Origin of the sequence: Ramlibacter humi, from assembly GCF_004681975.1 — a bacterium.
GTDB classification, from domain to species: domain Bacteria; phylum Pseudomonadota; class Gammaproteobacteria; order Burkholderiales; family Burkholderiaceae_C; genus Ramlibacter; species Ramlibacter humi.
Genome location: NZ_SMLK01000001.1, coordinates 1,145,995 through 1,162,143 on the forward strand (window position 1 = coordinate 1,145,995; position 16,149 = coordinate 1,162,143).

The following is a 16,149-nucleotide window of genomic DNA, read 5'->3' on the forward strand; positions in this document are numbered from 1 at the left end:
CCGTTCCTTGCGGAGTAGTTCGCGGTGTCATAACCGAAGCTGCCTTTCTCACTCTTGCTGGTGGCGAAAGCCCCGATTCTAACCGCCCTGCACCCAACCCTTGCCGCCGCAGCGCGGGCATTGGGTGATGACGGTCTGCTTCTCGACCTCGAAATCCTCGGTGATGTTCTCGCTCTCGATGCGCAACTCGCCGGTGCCGCCGCACTCGGAGCAGCGCTGTGCGTTGAGCATGGTGGCGTCGAACGCGCCAGTCTTCTCGGTCGTCATGGTGCCTCTCCCGCCGTTGCAACCAGCCCACTCTACAAGGCGAGCCCGGCAGCGACAACCGAGGAATCGCCGCCCCCACCGCGCCGATGTGTGCCAAAAAAGACGAAACGGGCCCCGAAGGGCCCGTCCGTTGTCTCCCCGGGACGCCTTCAGGCGGCCTTCTTCTCCTCGAAGAACTGCGCGTCCTCGGTCGACCCCTTCAGGGCCGCGGTCGAGGCTTCCTTCTCGATCGTGGTCGTCACCGCGTCGAAGTAACCGGTGCCCACTTCGCGCTGGTGCTTCACCGCGGTGAAGCCCCTCTCGGCGGCGGCGAACTCGGCCTGCTGCAGCTCGACGAACGCGCTCATGTTGTTGCGCGCGTAGCCGTAGGCCAGGTTGAACATCGAGTAGTTCAGGCTGTGGAAGCCGGCCAGCGTGATGAACTGGAACTTGTAGCCCATGGCGCCCAGTTCCTTCTGGAACTTGGCGATGGTGGCGTCGTCCAGGTTCTTCTTCCAGTTGAACGAAGGCGAGCAGTTGTAGGCCAGCAGCTTGCCCGGGAACTTCGCGTGGATGGCGTCGGCGAACTGCTTGGCGAAGGCCAGGTCCGGCGTGCCGGTCTCGCACCAGATCAGGTCGGCGTACTCGGCGTAGGCCAGGCCGCGGCTGATGGCCTGCTCCACGCCGTTGCGGCTGCGGTAGAAGCCCTCGACGGTGCGTTCGCCGGTGAAGAATGCCTTGTCGTTCTCGTCGACGTCGCTGGTCACCAGGTCGGCGGCCTCCGCATCGGTGCGGGCCAGCAGCACGGTGGGCGTGCCCATCACGTCGGCGGCCAGGCGCGCGGCCACCAGCTTGGACACGGCTTCACGCGTGGGCACCAGCACCTTGCCGCCCATGTGGCCGCACTTCTTGGCGGCGGCCAGCTGGTCTTCGAAGTGCACGCCGGCGGCGCCCGCTTCGATCATGGCCTTCATCAGCTCGAAGGCGTTCAGCACGCCGCCGAAGCCGGCTTCCGCGTCCGCCACGATGGGCGCGAAGTAGTCGAGGTAGCCCTCGTCGCCGGGGCCCTTGCCTTCGCTCCACTGGATCTGGTCGGCGCGCGCGAAGGTGGCGTTGATCTTCTTCACGACCTTCGGCACCGAGTCCACCGAATACAGCGACTGGTCGGGGTACATCTCGCCGTTGCTGTTGGCGTCGCCCGCCACCTGCCAGCCGGAGAGGTAGATCGCCTTCAGGCCGGCCTTGACCTGCTGCATGGCCTGGTTGCCGGTCAGCGCGCCCAGCGAGTTGACGAAGGGTTCGGTGTTGATCAGGTTCCACAGCTTCTCGGAACCGCGCTTGGCCAGCGTGTGCTCCACCTGCAGCGAGCCGCGCAGGCGCACCACGTCGGCGGCGCTGTAGCCGCGCTTGATGCCCTTCCAGCGGGGGTTCTCCGCCCAGTCCTTCTCCAGTTGCGCGATCTGTTGCTCGCGGCTGAGGTGCGTCCAGTTGCTCATTGCGTTCACTCCGTAGGTTGGTTTGGAACCGGTGCGGCGGGAGACCGCCGTTGGAAGTGACTTTAAGTCTTGTAGAAGACTTCCGGTTCATCTTGTGTCTTATAGAAGACTAGATTTTTCTCTTTGCAGGACAACAAGTTAGGTACTTTATTTCTCAATGCGAGATTTCATATCTCATATTGGGAAATTTTTCCGCGCCGCAACATGCATCATTTTCATAATGAGAAACGCATTTGCGTCGCGATGAAATGCCCCGGCAACCGCACCGAAGCGCTGAGGCAAGATTCGCGCTTTTCGCGCCCCGTGCCTTCCCAGAGACTCCTCGCCTTCGCCTGCCTCGCCCTCAGCATGTCGCTGGTCGGCAGCTACGTCGCGCTCTCCAAGCCGCTCGTCGCGGCCCTGCCGGTGTTCCTGCTCGCGTGGATGCGGTTCGGCATCGGCGGCGCCAGCATGCTGCACTGGCTGCGCCGCCCCGCGAACGAAGCGCCGCTCACCGCGCAGACGAAGCGGCTGCTGTTCCTCGAGTCCTTCCTCGGCAACTTCCTGTTCTCGCTTTGCATGCTCACCGGCGTGAGCCTGACCAGCGCCGTGTCGGCGGGCGTCATCATGGCCGCCATCCCCGCAGTGGTCGCCATCATGAGCTGGGTGTTCCTGCGCGAACGCATCGCGCCCCGGGTGTGGGCCGCCGTGGGTTGCGCAGCCGCCGGCATCGCCCTGCTGGCCTCGGCGCAAGGCGCCACGGCGTCGGGTCCGCATGCGCTGCTGGGCAACCTGCTGGTGTTCGGCGCCGTCATCTGCGAAGCGGCGTACTCGGTCATCGGCAAGAAGCTCACCGGCGCGCTGGGCGCCAAGCGGATCACGGCCATCGTCAACCTGTGGGGTTTCGTGCTGGTCACGCCTTTCGGGCTGTACCAGGCCATCGGCTTCGACTTCGCCGCCGTGCGCGCGGGCACCTGGCTGCTGCTGGCCTTCTACTCGCTGGCGGCGAGCGTCTGGACCGTCTGGCTGTGGATGACGGGCCTGCGCCACGTACCGGCGGCGCTGGGCGGCGTCTTCACGGTGATGCTGCCGGTGTCGGCGGCCGCCGTGGGCGTGCTCGTGCTGGGCGAGCCCTTCGGCACCGTGCAGGCGATCGCGTTCTCACTGGCCCTGGCCGGCGTGCTGCTGGCCACCCTGCCCTCGCGGCGATAGGTCACTTGCCGGTCACCTTGCGGATGGCCGGCTTGATGTTCTCGCGCCGCGCCGGCAGCACCGTCGCGTTCTCCCGCGGCATGTTCAGCACGATCGACGTCGACGTCTCGGTCAGGATGCAGAACCGGGTGACCACGGCGTCCAGGTGCTCGACGTCGATCACCGCGATCTCCAGGATCCAGCTGTCCTCGCCGGTGACGTTGAACGCGTTCACCACCTCCGGCGTCTGCTCGATCAGCTTGACCACCCGCGCGTACTCCACCCGCCCCACGCGCACCAGCGCGCGGATGCCGTAGCCCAGGCGCTGGTAGTCCACCACCGCGCGGTAGCCGCGGATCACGCCCTGCAGTTCCAGCTTGCGCACTCGCTCGGTCACCGCCGGCTGGCTGAGGTGCACCCGGCGCCCCAGCTCCGCCATGCTGATGCGCGCGTCGCGTTGCAACTCCTGCAGGATGCGGCTGTCGTAGCTGTCGATTCCGGAAACTTCGGTCAGCATGGCCTTCAACCTTCAAAAACAAGGGCGCCGTGACGGCAGGACCTTGGATTGTGCATGGCCCTGCAGGCACCGGCCTTCTACGATGCCCGCCCATGAGCAACAGCACCGTCCTGCGCGCGGGCGCCAGCCCCAACCTCCTCGTCCCGGCCCTGCTGGCCTGCTACCTGGTCTGGGGCTCCACGTACCTGGCGATCCGGCTGGCGCTGGCCAGTTTTCCCCCGTTCTTCCAGATGGGCACGCGCTTCCTGTGCGCGGGCGCGCTGCTGATGGCGTGGGTGGGCACGTGCGGCGGGCCCTGGCCCACCCGGCGCCAGTGGCTGCATGCGGCCTTCATCGGCACCTTGATGCTGGGCGGCGGCATGGGCCTGACCGCCACCGCCGAGCAGCACGTGGGTTCCGGCCTGGTGGCCGCGTTCATCGCGGTGGTGCCCATGCTGGTGTGCGGCTGGGGCCTGCTGTTCGGGCTGAAGCCCGGGCGGATGGAACTGGCCGGCATGGTGGTGGGCGTGGCGGGCGTGCTGCTGCTGGTGAGCGGCGCCAGCTTCCATGCGTCGCCGACGGCCATCGCGTGCATGGCCGGCGCGACACTCGCATGGTCGCTGGGCTCCGTGCTCTCCACCACGCGGCTGCCGCTGGCCCCCGGCGCGCCGGGCTTCGCGAGCGAAATGTTGTGCGGTGGCGCGGCGTTGATGCTGGTTTCTCTCGTGCTGGGTGAACAGCCGCAGTGGCCGCCGCAGCCGCTGGCCGCCGCCGCGTGGGCCTACCTCGTGCTCGCCGGATCGCTCGTCGCCTTCAGCGCCTACCTGTACCTGCTGGGCCACGCGTCCCCCGCTCTTGCGACGAGCTACGCCTTCGTGAACCCCGTCATCGCGCTCGTGCTGGGCATCGCGGCAGGCGGCGAAACCGTCAGCGGCCACGAGTGGGGCGCGTGCGCGGTGATCCTCACCGGCGTGGTGCTGATCTTCGCGGGCAAGGCGAAGGCGTCCGGGGACTGATTTCCCAGCGAAAACCACTGGAAAAAAGCAACAGCGCCCAGCGAAAAAACGCCGTTTCCCCTTGGAAACGGCGTTTTTCTCCCTTAGCATCCGCCCTGTCAGAGGGAGTGCTGGCATTTTTCCCTCTGGCGATCACTTAACTTCTAGAAGGAAATCAAGTCATGGCAACTGCGAAGAAAGCGGCTAAGAAGGCCCCCGCGAAGAAGGCTCCGGCGAAGAAGGCCGTCGCCAAGAAGGCTCCGGCGAAGAAGGCCGCACCGGCCAAGAAGGCCGCTGCGAAGAAGGCCCCGGCGAAGAAGGCCGCGCCCGCCAAGAAGGCTGCCCCCGCGAAGAAGGCCGCCAAGGCCCCCGCGAAGAAGCGCACCCCGAACGCGGCGTTCATGAAGCCCCTGACCCCCAGCCCGGCCCTGGCCGCGGTGGTGGGCAACAGCCCGATGCCCCGCACCGAAGTGGTCAGCAAGCTGTGGGCCTACATCAAGAAGAACAAGCTGCAGGACTCCGTGAACAAGCGCATGGTCAACGCCGATGCGAAGCTCAAGGAGATCTTCGGCAAGGCGCAAGTCTCGATGTTCGAGATGGCCGGCCTGATCGGCAAGCACGTCAAGTAAGACAAGCTTCGCGCCAAATGAAAAGGGCTGCTCACGCAGCCCTTTTTCTTTGCCCGCGCGAACCTCAGCGCTTCTTCAGCGCAGCCTCGCGGATGGCACTCAGCGTGCCACGCGTCGTGATCACTTCCGGATCCAGCATCACCTCGATCAGCGTGCCCTGCTTGCGTTCCAGCGCCGCCAGCAACTGCGGCTCGAACTCCGCCGTCTTCGTGATGCGCACGCCTTCGTAGCCGTACGCCTTCGCCAGTGCCGCGAAGTCCGGGTTGGCCAGCCGCGTGCCGTGCACGTGCTCGGGGTACTCGCGCTCCTGGTGCATGCGGATCGTCCCGTACATGCCGTTGTTCAGCACGACGATGATCGACTTGGCGCCGTACTGCGCCGCCGTCGCCAGCTCCTGCCCGTTCATCAGGAAGTCGCCGTCGCCCGCGATGGTGAAGGCCGTGCGCCCCGTCACCAGGTTCGCCGCGATGCCCGCCGGCACGCCATAACCCATGCCACCCACCGTCGGCGCCGCCTGCGTCTTGTGCCCCTTGGCCAGCCCGTGGTGGCGGAAGAAGCGGTGCACCCAGCTGGCGAAGTTGCCGGCGCCGTTGGTCAGCACCGCGTCGGCCGGCAGGTGCTTCTGCAGCGACGCCACGATGGCCGGCATGTCGATGTCGCCCGGCAGCTTCTGCGGCACCAGGTTGGCTTCGTAGTCGGCGTGCGCCGCCTCGGTCCACGCCTGCCACGGCACTTCCGGCGGTGCCGCCAGCACTTCCAGCGAGCGCGCCGCGGCGTTCATGGTGGCGTTGATCGCCAGGTCGGCCTGGTAGACGCGGTTCAGCTCCTCGGCGCTGCCGTGGATGTGCACCAGCTTCTGCTTCGCCTTCGGCGGCTGCAGCAGCGTGTAGCCCGAGGTGGTCATCTCGCCCAGGCGCGGGCCGATGGCCAGGATCAGGTCGGCGTCGCGCACGCGCTGCGCCAGCTTCGGGTTGATGCCGATGCCCACGTCGCCGGCGTACAGCGGGTGGTGATTGTCGAAGGTGTCCTGGAAGCGGAAGGCGTTGCCCACCGGCAGCTTCCAGTTTTCGGCGAAGCGCTGCAGCGCCTGCGCGGCCTGCGGCGTCCAGCCGCCGCCGCCCGCAATGACGAAAGGCTGCTTCGAAGCCAGCAGCATCTCGCGCAGCGTGCGCAGCGCGCCGGGATCGCTCCAGGCCTGCGCCGGTTCCACGCGCGCCAGCGGCCGCGCGGTGACCGGCTTCACCAGCATGTCTTCGGGCAGCACCAGCACGACGGGACCGGGGCGGCCGTTCATCGCGGTGGCGAAGGCGCGCGACACGTACTCGGGGATGCGATCCGGGTCGTCGATGCGCTCCACGCGCTTGGCCATTCCCTTGGTGCTGGGCCCGAAGAAGTTGGCGTAGTCCACTTCCTGGAAAGCCTCGCGGTCGCGCTGGTCCGATGCGACGTCGCCGACGAACAGCACCATCGGCGTCGAGTCCTGGTACGCCGTGTGCACGCCGATGGAAGCGTTGGTCGCGCCCGGGCCGCGGGTGACGAAGCAGACGCCCGGCCGGCCCGTGAGCTTGCCGATCGCCTCGGCCATGAACGACGCCCCGCCCTCCTGGCGGCAGATCACGAACTCGATGCGCTCGCGGAATTCGTGGAAGCCGTCCAGCACCGCCAGGTAGCTTTCGCCCGGCACGCCGAAAGCGTGGGTCACGCCCTGCTCGGCCAGGCATTCGACAATCAGGTGCCCGGCGATGCGGGACGCGCGCTCAGTGGCCATGGCTTGACTTTATTAACCAGGAAGTGAATTATCAAACGATGAATCGGACCAGCCGGCGGGAGGCGGCACCTGCCGCGGAAGAGAAGGTGCGCGATGCGGACCGGTCGCAGAGCACCATCTTAGCGGCGGCCCGCGACGAGTTCGCCGAGTTCGGGCTCGGTGGCGCGCGCATGGACCGCATCGCCGAACGGGCCGCGCTGAACAAGCGCCTGATCTACTACTACTTCGAGGACAAGGAAGCGCTGTTCCAGGCGGTGCTGGAACAGTCGTACCGCGACATCCGGCAGGCGGAGCAGCAGCTGAACCTGCAGGAACTGCAGCCGGCCGAAGCGCTGCGCAAGCTGGTGGAATTCACCTGGGACTACTATCTGCAGCACCCGGAGTTCCTCACGCTGCTCAACAGCGCCAATCTGCACAAGGCGCGGCACCTGCAGGAATCGAAGCGCGCGCGCGAACTGAACTCGCCGCTGATCGAGATGCTCGCGCGCATCCTGGAACGCGGCCGCCGCGACGGCAAGTTCCGCGGCGGCGTCGACCCGATGCAGCTGTACATCTCCATCGCGGGGCTGTCGTACTTCTACCTCTCGAACAACCACACGCTCTCGGCCATCTTCGGCCGCGACCTGCTGTCGGTGAAGGCGCGCCAGGAGCGCCTCTCGCACATGTGCGACGTCATCCTGGGCTACGTGCTGATCGGCTGAGCTGGCGCGCGTCTCCCGGGCTTGCGCGGGGAAGCGGCTTACCTATAATTAACCATTCAGTGAATTAAAGCAGGAGACCCGCCCATGGCCACGCAACGTCTGGGGATCATCATGCACGGCGTCACCGGGCGCATGGGCATGAACCAGCACCTGATCCGCTCCATCGTCGCCATCCGCAACCAGGGCGGCGTCACGCTGTCCAACGGCGACAAGGTGATGCCCGATCCCATCCTCATCGGCCGCAACGCCGAGAAGATCGAGCAGCTCGCGCGCGCCCACAAGATCGAACGCTGGGGCACGGACCTCGACAAGGCGCTCGCCAATCCCGACGACACGGTGTTCTTCGACGCCGGCACCACGCAGATGCGTCCGCAGCTGCTGGCCAAGGCGCTGCGCGCCGGCAAGCACGTGTACTGCGAGAAGCCCATCGCCACCAACCTGAACGAAGCGGTGGAGATCGCGCGCCTGGCGCAGGAAGCGGGCGAGAAAAAGGGCCTGAAGCACGGCGCGGTGCAGGACAAGCTGTTCCTGCCCGGCCTGCGCAAGCTGGACATGCTGCGCCGCGCGGGCTTCTTCGGCCGCATCCTGTCGCTGCGGCTGGAATTCGGCTACTGGGTGTTCGAAGGCGACCTGCAGCCCATCCAGCGCCCCAGCTGGAACTACCGCGCCGAGGAAGGCGGCGGGATGATCCTGGACATGATGTGCCACTGGCGCTACGTGCTGGACAACCTGTTCGGCGAGGTGAAGTCCATCACCTGCCTGGGCGCCACCCACATCCCGCAGCGCTGGGACGAGAACGGCAAGCCATACCAGGCCACCGCCGACGATGCCGCGTATGCCATCGCCGAGCTCACCGGCTTCGATGGGGAGCCCATCGTCGCGCAGCTGAACATGTCGTGGGCCACGCGCGTGCGCCGCGACGACCTGGTGACCTTCCACGTGGACGGCACGCACGGTTCCGCGGTCGCCGGCCTGCAGGAGTGCCGCGCGCAAAGCCGCGTCACCACGCCGCGCCCGGTGTGGAACCCCGACGTGAAGCAGACGATGAACTTCTTCGACCAGTGGCAGGAAGTGCCGGACTCGCAGCTGTACGACAACGGCTTCAAGATCCAGTGGGAAGCCTTCATCCGCCACGTCGTCGAGAACGCGCCATACAAGTGGACGCTGCCCGAAGGCGCCAAGGGCGTGCAGCTGGTGGAAGCCGCGCTGCAGTCGTGGAAGGAACGCCGCTGGGTCGACGTGCCCGCGCTGAAGGTGTGAGGCCGGCATGGCACTGACGCTGAAACTCCCCACCGCCGCCGGTTCGCTGGAAAGCTACCGCCTGCGCGGCACCGAGCCCGTACGCCCCGCGCAGGGCGTGAAGTTCAACCGCATCGCTTACTCGGCCGCGCACGTCGTGGCCGACCCGCTGGCCGCCGTCGACCCGTGGCTGACGGCCGCGGTGGACTGGGACACCACCATCGCCTACCGCCGCCGCCTGTGGTCGCTGGGCCTGGGCGTGGCCGAGGCGATGGACACCGCGCAACGCGGCATGGGCCTGGACTGGAAGGCTTCGCTGGAGCTGATCGGCCGCTCGCTCGATGCCGCGAAAGACGTTCCGGGGGCGCTCGTTGCTTCGGGCTGCGGCACCGACCACCTGAACATCGACGAGGTGAAGTCGGTCGACGACGTGATCCGCGGCTACGAAGAGCAGATGGCCGCCATCGAGAAGCTGGGCGGCCGCCTGATCATCATGGCCAGCCGCGCGCTGGCCCGCGTGGCGAAGAGTCCCGCCGACTACGAACGCGTGTACGACCGCATCCTGTCGCAGGCGAAGCAGCCGGTGATCCTGCACTGGCTGGGCGAGATGTTCGACCCGGCACTGGCCGGCTACTGGGGCGGCAAGGACACCGCGGCGTCGATGGACACCGCGCTGGGCGTGATCGCCGCCAACGCGGCCAAGGTGGACGGCATCAAGATCTCGCTGCTGGACAAGGTCCAGGAGATCGCGATGCGCCGCCGCCTGCCGGCCGGCGTGCGCATGTATACGGGCGACGACTTCAACTACGCCGAGCTGATCGCGGGCGACGGCTACGGCAGCGAGCCCACGCACGGCAAGAGCGACGCGCTGCTGGGCATCTTCGACGCCATCGCGCCGGCCGCCAGCGCCGCGCTGGGCGAGCTGGCACAAGGCAACCTGGAACGCTTCCACGCCATCCTCGGTCCCACGGTGCCGCTGTCGCGCCACATCTTCGCGGCGCCCACCCGCTTCTACAAGACGGGCGTGGTGTTCTTGGCGTGGCTGAACGGGCACCAGTCGCACTTCACGATGGTGGGCGGCCAGCAAAGCACGCGCAGCCTGCCGCACCTGGCCGAGCTGTTCCGCCTGGCCGACGCTGCCAACCTGCTGGAGCAGCCGGAGCTGGCCGTGTCGCGCACGAAGGCGCTGCTCGCCGTTCACGGCGTCGAATGAACCCTGTCATCCCGGCGAACGCCGGGATCCACCTCCCCGTGATGGATGGCGGGTCAAGCCCGCCATGACAACCACTTGAGCCCACTCATGCGCGACTTCTCCGCCGACCACCGCTGGCTGTCGATCAACACCGCCACGCTGCGCAAGAGCCGCGGCGAAGACCTGCCGCTGCCGGACATCCTGGACCTGTGCGCGAAGCGCGGCGTCCGCGCCATCTCGCCCTGGCGCGACCAGGTCGCGGCCGCGGGACTGGCCAACGTGTCCAAGCTGGTGAAGTCGCACGGCTTCGAACTCTCGGGCTATTGCCGCGGCGGCATGTTCACCGCGACGGACGACGCGGGCCTGCGTGCCGCCGACGACGACAACCGCCGCGCGCTGGACGAAGCGCGCGAACTGAACGCCGCCTGCCTGGTGCTGGTGGTGGGTGCCCTGCCCGGCGCGCTGGCCGGCAAGGCCGCGCACAAGGACATCGCGCTGTCGCGCCAGCAGGTGCACGATGGCATCGGCCGGCTGCTGGAGCACTCGCGCGCCGCCGGCATGCCGCTGGCCATCGAGCCGCTGCACCCGATGTACGCCGCCGACCGGGCGTGCGTGAACACGCTGGAACAGGCGCTGGACATCTGCGACGCGCTGGACCCGTCGAAGAGCGGCGCGCTGGGCGTCGCCGTGGACGTGTATCACGTGTGGTGGGACCCGAAGCTGCAGCAGCAGATCCAGCGCGCGGGCAACAAGCGCCTGCTCGCCTTCCACGTCTGCGACTGGCTCACGCCCACCACCGACCTGCTGAACGACCGCGGGATGATGGGCGACGGCGTCATCGACATCCCGCTCATCCGCGGCTGGGTCGAAGGCCAGGGCTTCGCCGGCTACAGCGAGGTGGAGATCTTCTCGACCGGCAACTGGTGGCGGCGCGAGGCGGCCGAAACGCTGGACACCTGCATCGCGCGGCACCGCAGCGTGGTTTGACGAGGGACTCCCGTACGCGAAGGTCGCGAAAGACCCGCGAGAAACGCAAAAGGGAATCCACGAAGGATTCCCTTTTCACTTTGGCGTCCTTCGCGATACTTTCGCGACCTTCGCGTACGGGCGTTCCCGGCCTCAGGCGACCTGCAGCTTCGGTGTGCCGGGACGCGCGGTCGGCGAAGAGGCCGCGGGCGTGGCGCCGAACTCGATCTCGCCGGACAGCTGGCCGCCCTCTTCGATCACGACCTTGCCGTAGCGGATGCGGCCCGTGACCTTGCCGGTCGCGTAGATCACCAGCTTCTGGCGCACGGTCAGGTTGCCGTCGAAGGAGCCGCGGATCTCGGCGACGTCGATCTCGGCCGAGCCCTTGAACGAGCCGCGCTCGCTGATCTGGATCATGCGCGAGTCCATGGTGGCCTCGACCGAGCCTTCAACGACGAGCGTGTCGCAGTCGGTGATCTCGACGCCCTTGAGCTTGATGTTGGGGCCGACGGTCAGCTTGGCCTCGCCTTCCACGACGGAAGCGCTGCCGCTGTTGGCGGCCGGGGCCGTGGGCGCCGAGGCGGCGGCCACAGCGGCGCCGTTCGGGGTGTTCGGGCGCACGTCCTCGCGCTTGCCGTTGTTGAAGAAGGGGGACTGCAGGGCCATCGCGATACCTCGTCAGTGGTGTTGAAGAGGCTCGAAGAATATGGATGAGGCTGCTTACACGCATCAGCTTCGGCGCAAGTTCCGTAACCGTTTACTCACTCACATGCGAGCAGCGCGCGCGCAACGGTTCGTGTAACGGGCCTTGCCGCATGCGTGGTGCGTGCGCACCATGCGTGCATCGGAGGTGGAGGGGATGCGCAGATTCATCGCACTGGCCGCGTGGGCCCTGGCCACGCACGCTTTCGCGCAGACGTTCGACACGAACGCGCCCAACCTGATCGTGGTGCTGCGCGAATCGGCCGTCGGCACGCAGCTGCCGCGCGAGGTGCTGGAGCCGTACGGCCCCGTGCGCGCGCAGATGCCCGACGGCCGCGACGTGGAACTGGCCACCAGCTGGTTCCGCTATGTCGGCGACATGCACATCCGCCTGGTCTTCGACGGCCCCGCGGACCTGCAAAGCGCGTCGCCCGAAGACCTCGATCGCCTGCACCTGCAACCCGAGGAAGCGGTGCGCCTGGCCGTCGACAACCTGCGCCGCACGTACGGCGAGCCGGTGGTGCGGCCCTGGCAAGGCGGCCTGATGCAGGTGACCGGCCGCGCCGACGACTTGAACAGCAGCTACTTCCTGGACCGCGCCTTCTGGCAGGCGCAGGAAGCGCTGCATCCCGGCGGCGTGGTGGTGGCGGTGCCGCAGCGCGGCGGCCTGCTGTTCGCGCCGGCCAGCGACGAGACCGCGGTGCTGGCGCTCCGCTTCAGCGCGCCCGCGCTCTACGCCGCCGCGCGCCGCACGCGCGTGTCGTCGGCGCTGTACCTGTTCCAGGATGGCCGCTGGTCGCTGTTCCAGCCGCCGCTGCAGGCTCAGTAAGCCACCGTCCAGCGCTGCCCGCGGAAGTTCAGCACCGCGCGGCCGCGTTGCACCTGCTCCAGCGTCACGCCGGGCGCGACTTCGCTGCCTTCGTTGAACACCTGCCCGTTGACGATCAGCATGCGCTGTGCCGGACTGGGCGAGTAGACGCCGCCGGTGACCGCGATGGCGGGCACGCCGGGCGGCGCGGCCTGGGCCACGGCGGCGGGCGCGGCGGAAGCAGGTGCCTTCGCCGCGGATGCCGGCGCTGCCTGCGGGACTGCTTGCGGTGCCGCCTGCGCCGCAGCTGCGGTCGGCGCGGAAGCAGCCTTCGCCACAGCCGCCGCGGATGCCGCGGCGCGCGCGACACGTGGTGCGGGAGGCACTTCCACCACGATCGGCGCCGCCGGCACGATGGTGCGCGCCGGTTCCGCGGCCACCGGCGACGGCGCGGGCGGCACGAGTGCCGCGGCCGGCGCTGCGGGTGCGGTCATGGGCGCAGCAGCGGTCCGCATGGGTTCGTCATTGCGCGAGCCCTGCCAGAACGCCGCGCCGGCCGACACCACGCCCACCAGCAGCACGCCGCCGATCGCGTAACCCATGGTCGAGGATTCGCGTGTCGTGTCCGCGGTGGCCATGGGCTGGGCCTGCAGGCCCGGCAGGCGCTGGCGGTCGCGCTGCGCATCGGCTTTCCGCAAGGCATCGAGGATGTACGACATGGTCAGGGCACCGGACGCAGGCGCGGCTCGTCCACGCCGGCGCTGCGATTGAGTTGCATGAAAGTTAGCGGCCCCAGCACGCCGTCGGCGGGCAGGCCTTGCGACAGCTGGAAGCTGCGCAGGCGCGCGCGCCAGGGCGTCTTGGCGTCCGCGGGTTCGGCGTCGAGCGACTTCGCCAGCTGCGCTTCCACCCACCGCGTGAGGGACGGGTTCTCGCGCTCCGGCGCGCGCGCGTCGAATCCCGCCGGCGCGCGCCACAGCGTCGCCCATTCGCCGTTCCAGCGCGAAGCCAGCGCGCCCAGCGTCACGGTCTGCGTGCCGCCGCCGGCGGACAGCGTGGCTGCCTTGTCGCTCAGCGCGGTGAGCACCGCGTACGAAGGCCGGCCGCTGGCGGCGTCGAGCGTCACGATGCCCGGCCGGTCCAGCTGCCGCACCATCGCCAGCGGCACCGTGCGCGTGAAGCATTGCAGCGAGTCGCGTGCGAGGGCCGGGCAAGGGTCGCCCTCGGCCGCATCGGCGTTCCAGGCTTTGGCCAGCGCGCGCCAGGCCTGCTTCTCGTCGCGGTACAGCGTGGGCGGCACTGCGGGCGTTGCCGCCACGGCGACGACCGCGCTGGCAGGAGCGGAAGCGGCGGCGACAGCGGGTGCCGCGGCGACCGATGCGGCCTGCGCGGGCGCGCCGGTCGCAGCCGGCACAGCCGCAGGCTCAGGCGACCTCATGCCCAGGAACAATGCCGCCGCGCCGGCACCGGCCAGCACACCCGCGCCCAGCACGGCTGCAGGCTGCCAGCTGCGCGGCACCGCGCGCGGCTTGTCGCCGAACACTTCGCGCGCCGCCTGGTCCACCACCTTGGGCGTCACCGCCGGCTCGCCGCGCGAGTACGCGCCCAGCAGCGCGCGGTCGCACAGCAGGTTGATGCGGCGCGGCACGCCGCCGGTGCGTTCGTGGATGCGCAGCAGCGCCTTGCGCTCGAACGGAAAGGCGCGCGCCAGCCCCGCCACTTCCAGGCGGTGCCGCACGTACTGCTCCGTCTCGCGCGCGGTGAGCGCGTCGAGGTGGTAGCGCGCGATCACGCGCTGCGCCAGCTGCTCCAGCTGCGGCTGCGCCAGCAGGTCGCGCAGTTCCGGCTGGCCGATCAGGATGATCTGCAGCAGCTTGCGCTCGCTGGTCTCCAGGTTGGTCAGCAGGCGCAGCTGCTCCAGCACGTCGGCCGAGAGGTTCTGCGCCTCGTCGATGATCAGCACGCTGTGGCGGCCCCGCGCATGCGACTGCAGCAGGAAGGCGTTCAGCGGGTCGAGGTAGTCCTTGACGGTGGCGCTGCCGTCGGCGCGGCGCGGCACCTGCAGGCGGAACTCGTCGCAGACCGACTGCAGCAGCTCCGGCACCGTGAGCTTGGGATTGAAGATGTAGCCGACGTCGCAGTCCGGCGGCACCTGCTCCAGGAACAGGCGGCACACGGTGGTCTTGCCGGTGCCGATCTCGCCGGTGAGCAGCACGAAGCCGCCGCCGCCGCCCAGCCCGTACAGCAGGTGGGCCAGCGCCTCGCGGTGGCGCTCGCTCATGAAAAGGTATCGCGGGTCCGGCGCGATGGAGAACGGCTCCTGCGACAGACCGAAGTACGGCGCGTACATGGGCGCGAGGATACCTCGCGAATGACCAACGACCTCGCGCTGCGCGCTCAATGACGGATGGCAGTCATTCGTCATGGAGGCGCGACGCGCCGAGGTCATTCGTCATCAGGCCGGCGCGAGCGCCGTGCGCCGGGCCTTGCGCACGTTGAACGCGCTGGTGATCAGCAGCGCCTGCGCGGCCACCAGCCCCAGCCACACGCCGGTGTAATGACCGTGGTCCATCAGGCTGCCGAAGAGCAGCGGGGCCACCGCCTGGCCGATGTCCAGGCCCGAGTACACGATGCCGAACACGCGGCCGCTGGCGTTTTCCGGCGTGGAGCGCTTGACCAGCAGGTCGCGCGAGGGCCCGGCCAGGCCGCTGGCGAAACCCATGGCGCCGAACATCACGGGAATGGCCAGCGCCGGCAGCGGCGCCAGGCCGATGACCAGTGCCACCACCGCGGCCATGCCGAAGCCCGCGGCGACGATCTTTTCGCAGCGGGTGGGGTCGGCGGCCAGGAAACCGCCCAGCACCATGCCGCCCGCGCTGCACACCATGTAGACCGTCAGGCACCCGGCGACCAGCGCGACCGGCACGTCGTGCAGGTGGCGCGCGGCCTCCGGCGCGAAAGCCTGGACCACCGACAGCACCACGGCGTAGACGAAGAAGAACGCGAAGCACATCCACACCGCCGGGATGCGCAGGAAGTCGAAGGTCGCCTCAGGCGCCTTGCTCGAATGGGACTGCGCCGGCGCGGTGCGCGGCAGCGCGAGCTGGTGGCGCTGCGACAGCAGCACCACCAGCACGGCCCACGCCAGGACGCCGGCCGTGGCCAGCGCCACGCGCCACGAATACGCGATGGCCAGCGGCACCATCAGCGCCGGCGCCAGCGCCCAGCCCAGGCTGCCGGTGATGCCGTGCACGCTGTAGGCGTGGCCCAGGCGCTTGGCGCTCACGCGCTTGTTCAGCAGCGTGTAGTCCACCGGGTGGAACACGCCGTTGCCCAGGCCCGCCACCACCGCGAAGCCGGCCATCATCCAGTAGCTGGTACTGGCCGCGAAGCCGAAGGCGGCCGTGCCCACCAGCGCCAGCCCGGCGAACAGCACCGGCCGCGGCCCGTGCCGGTCCACCAGGAAGCCCGAAGCCGCCTGCACCGCGCAAGAAGTGACGAAGAAGATCGTCATCAGGAAACCCAGCTCGACGTAGCTGGCGTTGAGCGCGTCCTTCAGCCACGGGAACAGCGGCGCCAGCAGCAGCTGGCTGAAGTGGCTGATCAGGTGCGCCAGCCCGACCAGCCCGATGACGCCCGCGTCCTGGCGAAGCGGCGGGAGGGTGGCGTTGGTGGCGGAAACAGCGGTCATGCCACCGATGCTACGGTTGCGCCGCCGATTCCGGAATGCGACGGTTGGTC

Annotated in this window: 16 protein-coding genes; 8 read left to right on the forward strand and 8 right to left on the reverse strand. The window is 68.7% G+C overall.

Going from position 1 to position 16,149, the window contains the following annotated elements; all coding sequences use genetic code 11:
* Positions 1-78: 78 nt before the first annotated feature.
* Both EZ216_RS05285 and aceA read right to left on the reverse strand, forming a co-directional pair.
* Positions 79-267: a hypothetical protein gene (locus EZ216_RS05285; RefSeq protein ID WP_135248508.1), complete on the reverse strand. Its 189-nt coding sequence runs from the start codon at positions 265-267 to the stop codon at positions 79-81.
* 149 nt (positions 268-416) lie between these two features.
* Entirely contained in the window at positions 417-1,742 is a 1,326-nt protein-coding gene (gene aceA, locus EZ216_RS05290) for an isocitrate lyase (RefSeq protein ID WP_135248509.1), read from the reverse strand.
* A 348-nt stretch (positions 1,743-2,090) separates the two neighbouring features.
* Between aceA and EZ216_RS05295 the strand changes: the two genes are divergently transcribed.
* Positions 2,091-2,933 carry a DMT family transporter gene (locus EZ216_RS05295; protein ID WP_135249120.1) on the forward strand — a complete coding sequence of 281 codons (843 nt, stop codon included), beginning with the start codon at positions 2,091-2,093 and terminating at the stop codon, positions 2,931-2,933.
* A gap of 1 nt (position 2,934) precedes the next feature.
* Here the strand turns inward: EZ216_RS05295 and EZ216_RS05300 are convergent, their stop codons facing one another.
* A complete protein-coding gene (locus EZ216_RS05300; protein WP_135248510.1) occupies positions 2,935-3,429 on the reverse strand; it encodes an Lrp/AsnC family transcriptional regulator in 495 nt (164 codons plus the stop codon).
* A gap of 92 nt (positions 3,430-3,521) precedes the next feature.
* Between EZ216_RS05300 and yedA the strand changes: the two genes are divergently transcribed.
* Positions 3,522-4,424: a drug/metabolite exporter YedA gene (gene yedA, locus EZ216_RS05305; protein ID WP_135248511.1), complete on the forward strand. Its 903-nt coding sequence runs from the start codon at positions 3,522-3,524 to the stop codon at positions 4,422-4,424.
* A gap of 161 nt (positions 4,425-4,585) precedes the next feature.
* A complete protein-coding gene (locus tag EZ216_RS05310) occupies positions 4,586-5,032 on the forward strand; it encodes an SWIB/MDM2 domain-containing protein (protein ID WP_135248512.1) in 447 nt (148 codons plus the stop codon).
* 64 nt (positions 5,033-5,096) lie between these two features.
* On the opposite strand, the gene EZ216_RS05315 is transcribed toward EZ216_RS05310, so the two are convergent.
* A complete protein-coding gene (locus EZ216_RS05315) occupies positions 5,097-6,800 on the reverse strand; it encodes a thiamine pyrophosphate-binding protein (RefSeq protein ID WP_135248513.1) in 1,704 nt (567 codons plus the stop codon).
* A 38-nt stretch (positions 6,801-6,838) separates the two neighbouring features.
* On the opposite strand from EZ216_RS05315, the gene EZ216_RS05320 reads away from it, so the two are divergent.
* From EZ216_RS05320 to EZ216_RS05335, 4 genes are all read left to right on the forward strand, one after another.
* A complete protein-coding gene (locus EZ216_RS05320; protein ID WP_135248514.1) occupies positions 6,839-7,501 on the forward strand; it encodes a TetR/AcrR family transcriptional regulator in 663 nt (220 codons plus the stop codon).
* An 84-nt stretch (positions 7,502-7,585) separates the two neighbouring features.
* Entirely contained in the window at positions 7,586-8,761 is a 1,176-nt protein-coding gene (locus EZ216_RS05325; RefSeq protein WP_135248515.1) for a Gfo/Idh/MocA family protein, read from the forward strand.
* Between the two features lie 7 nt (positions 8,762-8,768).
* Positions 8,769-9,953 (forward strand): dihydrodipicolinate synthase family protein, encoded by a 1,185-nt coding sequence (locus tag EZ216_RS05330; RefSeq protein ID WP_135248516.1) that lies wholly within the window; start codon positions 8,769-8,771, stop codon positions 9,951-9,953.
* Between the two features lie 87 nt (positions 9,954-10,040).
* Entirely contained in the window at positions 10,041-10,919 is an 879-nt protein-coding gene (locus tag EZ216_RS05335; protein WP_135249121.1) for a sugar phosphate isomerase/epimerase family protein, read from the forward strand.
* Positions 10,920-11,051: 132 nt separating this feature from the next.
* Here EZ216_RS05335 and EZ216_RS05340 read toward each other — a convergent pair whose 3' ends face one another.
* On the reverse strand, positions 11,052-11,564 hold the full coding sequence (locus tag EZ216_RS05340) for a bactofilin family protein (RefSeq protein WP_135248517.1): 513 nt from the start codon (positions 11,562-11,564) through the stop codon (positions 11,052-11,054).
* Positions 11,565-11,757: 193 nt separating this feature from the next.
* Between EZ216_RS05340 and EZ216_RS05345 the strand changes: the two genes are divergently transcribed.
* Positions 11,758-12,429 (forward strand): DUF1444 domain-containing protein, encoded by a 672-nt coding sequence (locus tag EZ216_RS05345; RefSeq protein ID WP_135248518.1) that lies wholly within the window; start codon positions 11,758-11,760, stop codon positions 12,427-12,429.
* On the opposite strand, the gene EZ216_RS05350 is transcribed toward EZ216_RS05345, so the two are convergent.
* From EZ216_RS05350 to EZ216_RS05360, 3 genes are all read right to left on the reverse strand, one after another.
* Positions 12,423-13,127, reverse strand: a complete 705-nt coding sequence (locus EZ216_RS05350; protein ID WP_135248519.1) for a general secretion pathway protein GspB — start codon at positions 13,125-13,127, stop codon at positions 12,423-12,425. The genes EZ216_RS05345 and EZ216_RS05350 overlap by 7 nt on opposite strands.
* 2 nt (positions 13,128-13,129) lie before the next feature.
* Positions 13,130-14,758, reverse strand: a complete 1,629-nt coding sequence (locus tag EZ216_RS05355; protein ID WP_135248520.1) for an AAA family ATPase — start codon at positions 14,756-14,758, stop codon at positions 13,130-13,132.
* 105 nt (positions 14,759-14,863) lie between these two features.
* Positions 14,864-16,099, reverse strand: a complete 1,236-nt coding sequence (locus EZ216_RS05360) for an MFS transporter (RefSeq protein ID WP_135248521.1) — start codon at positions 16,097-16,099, stop codon at positions 14,864-14,866.
* Positions 16,100-16,149 lie beyond the last annotated feature (50 nt).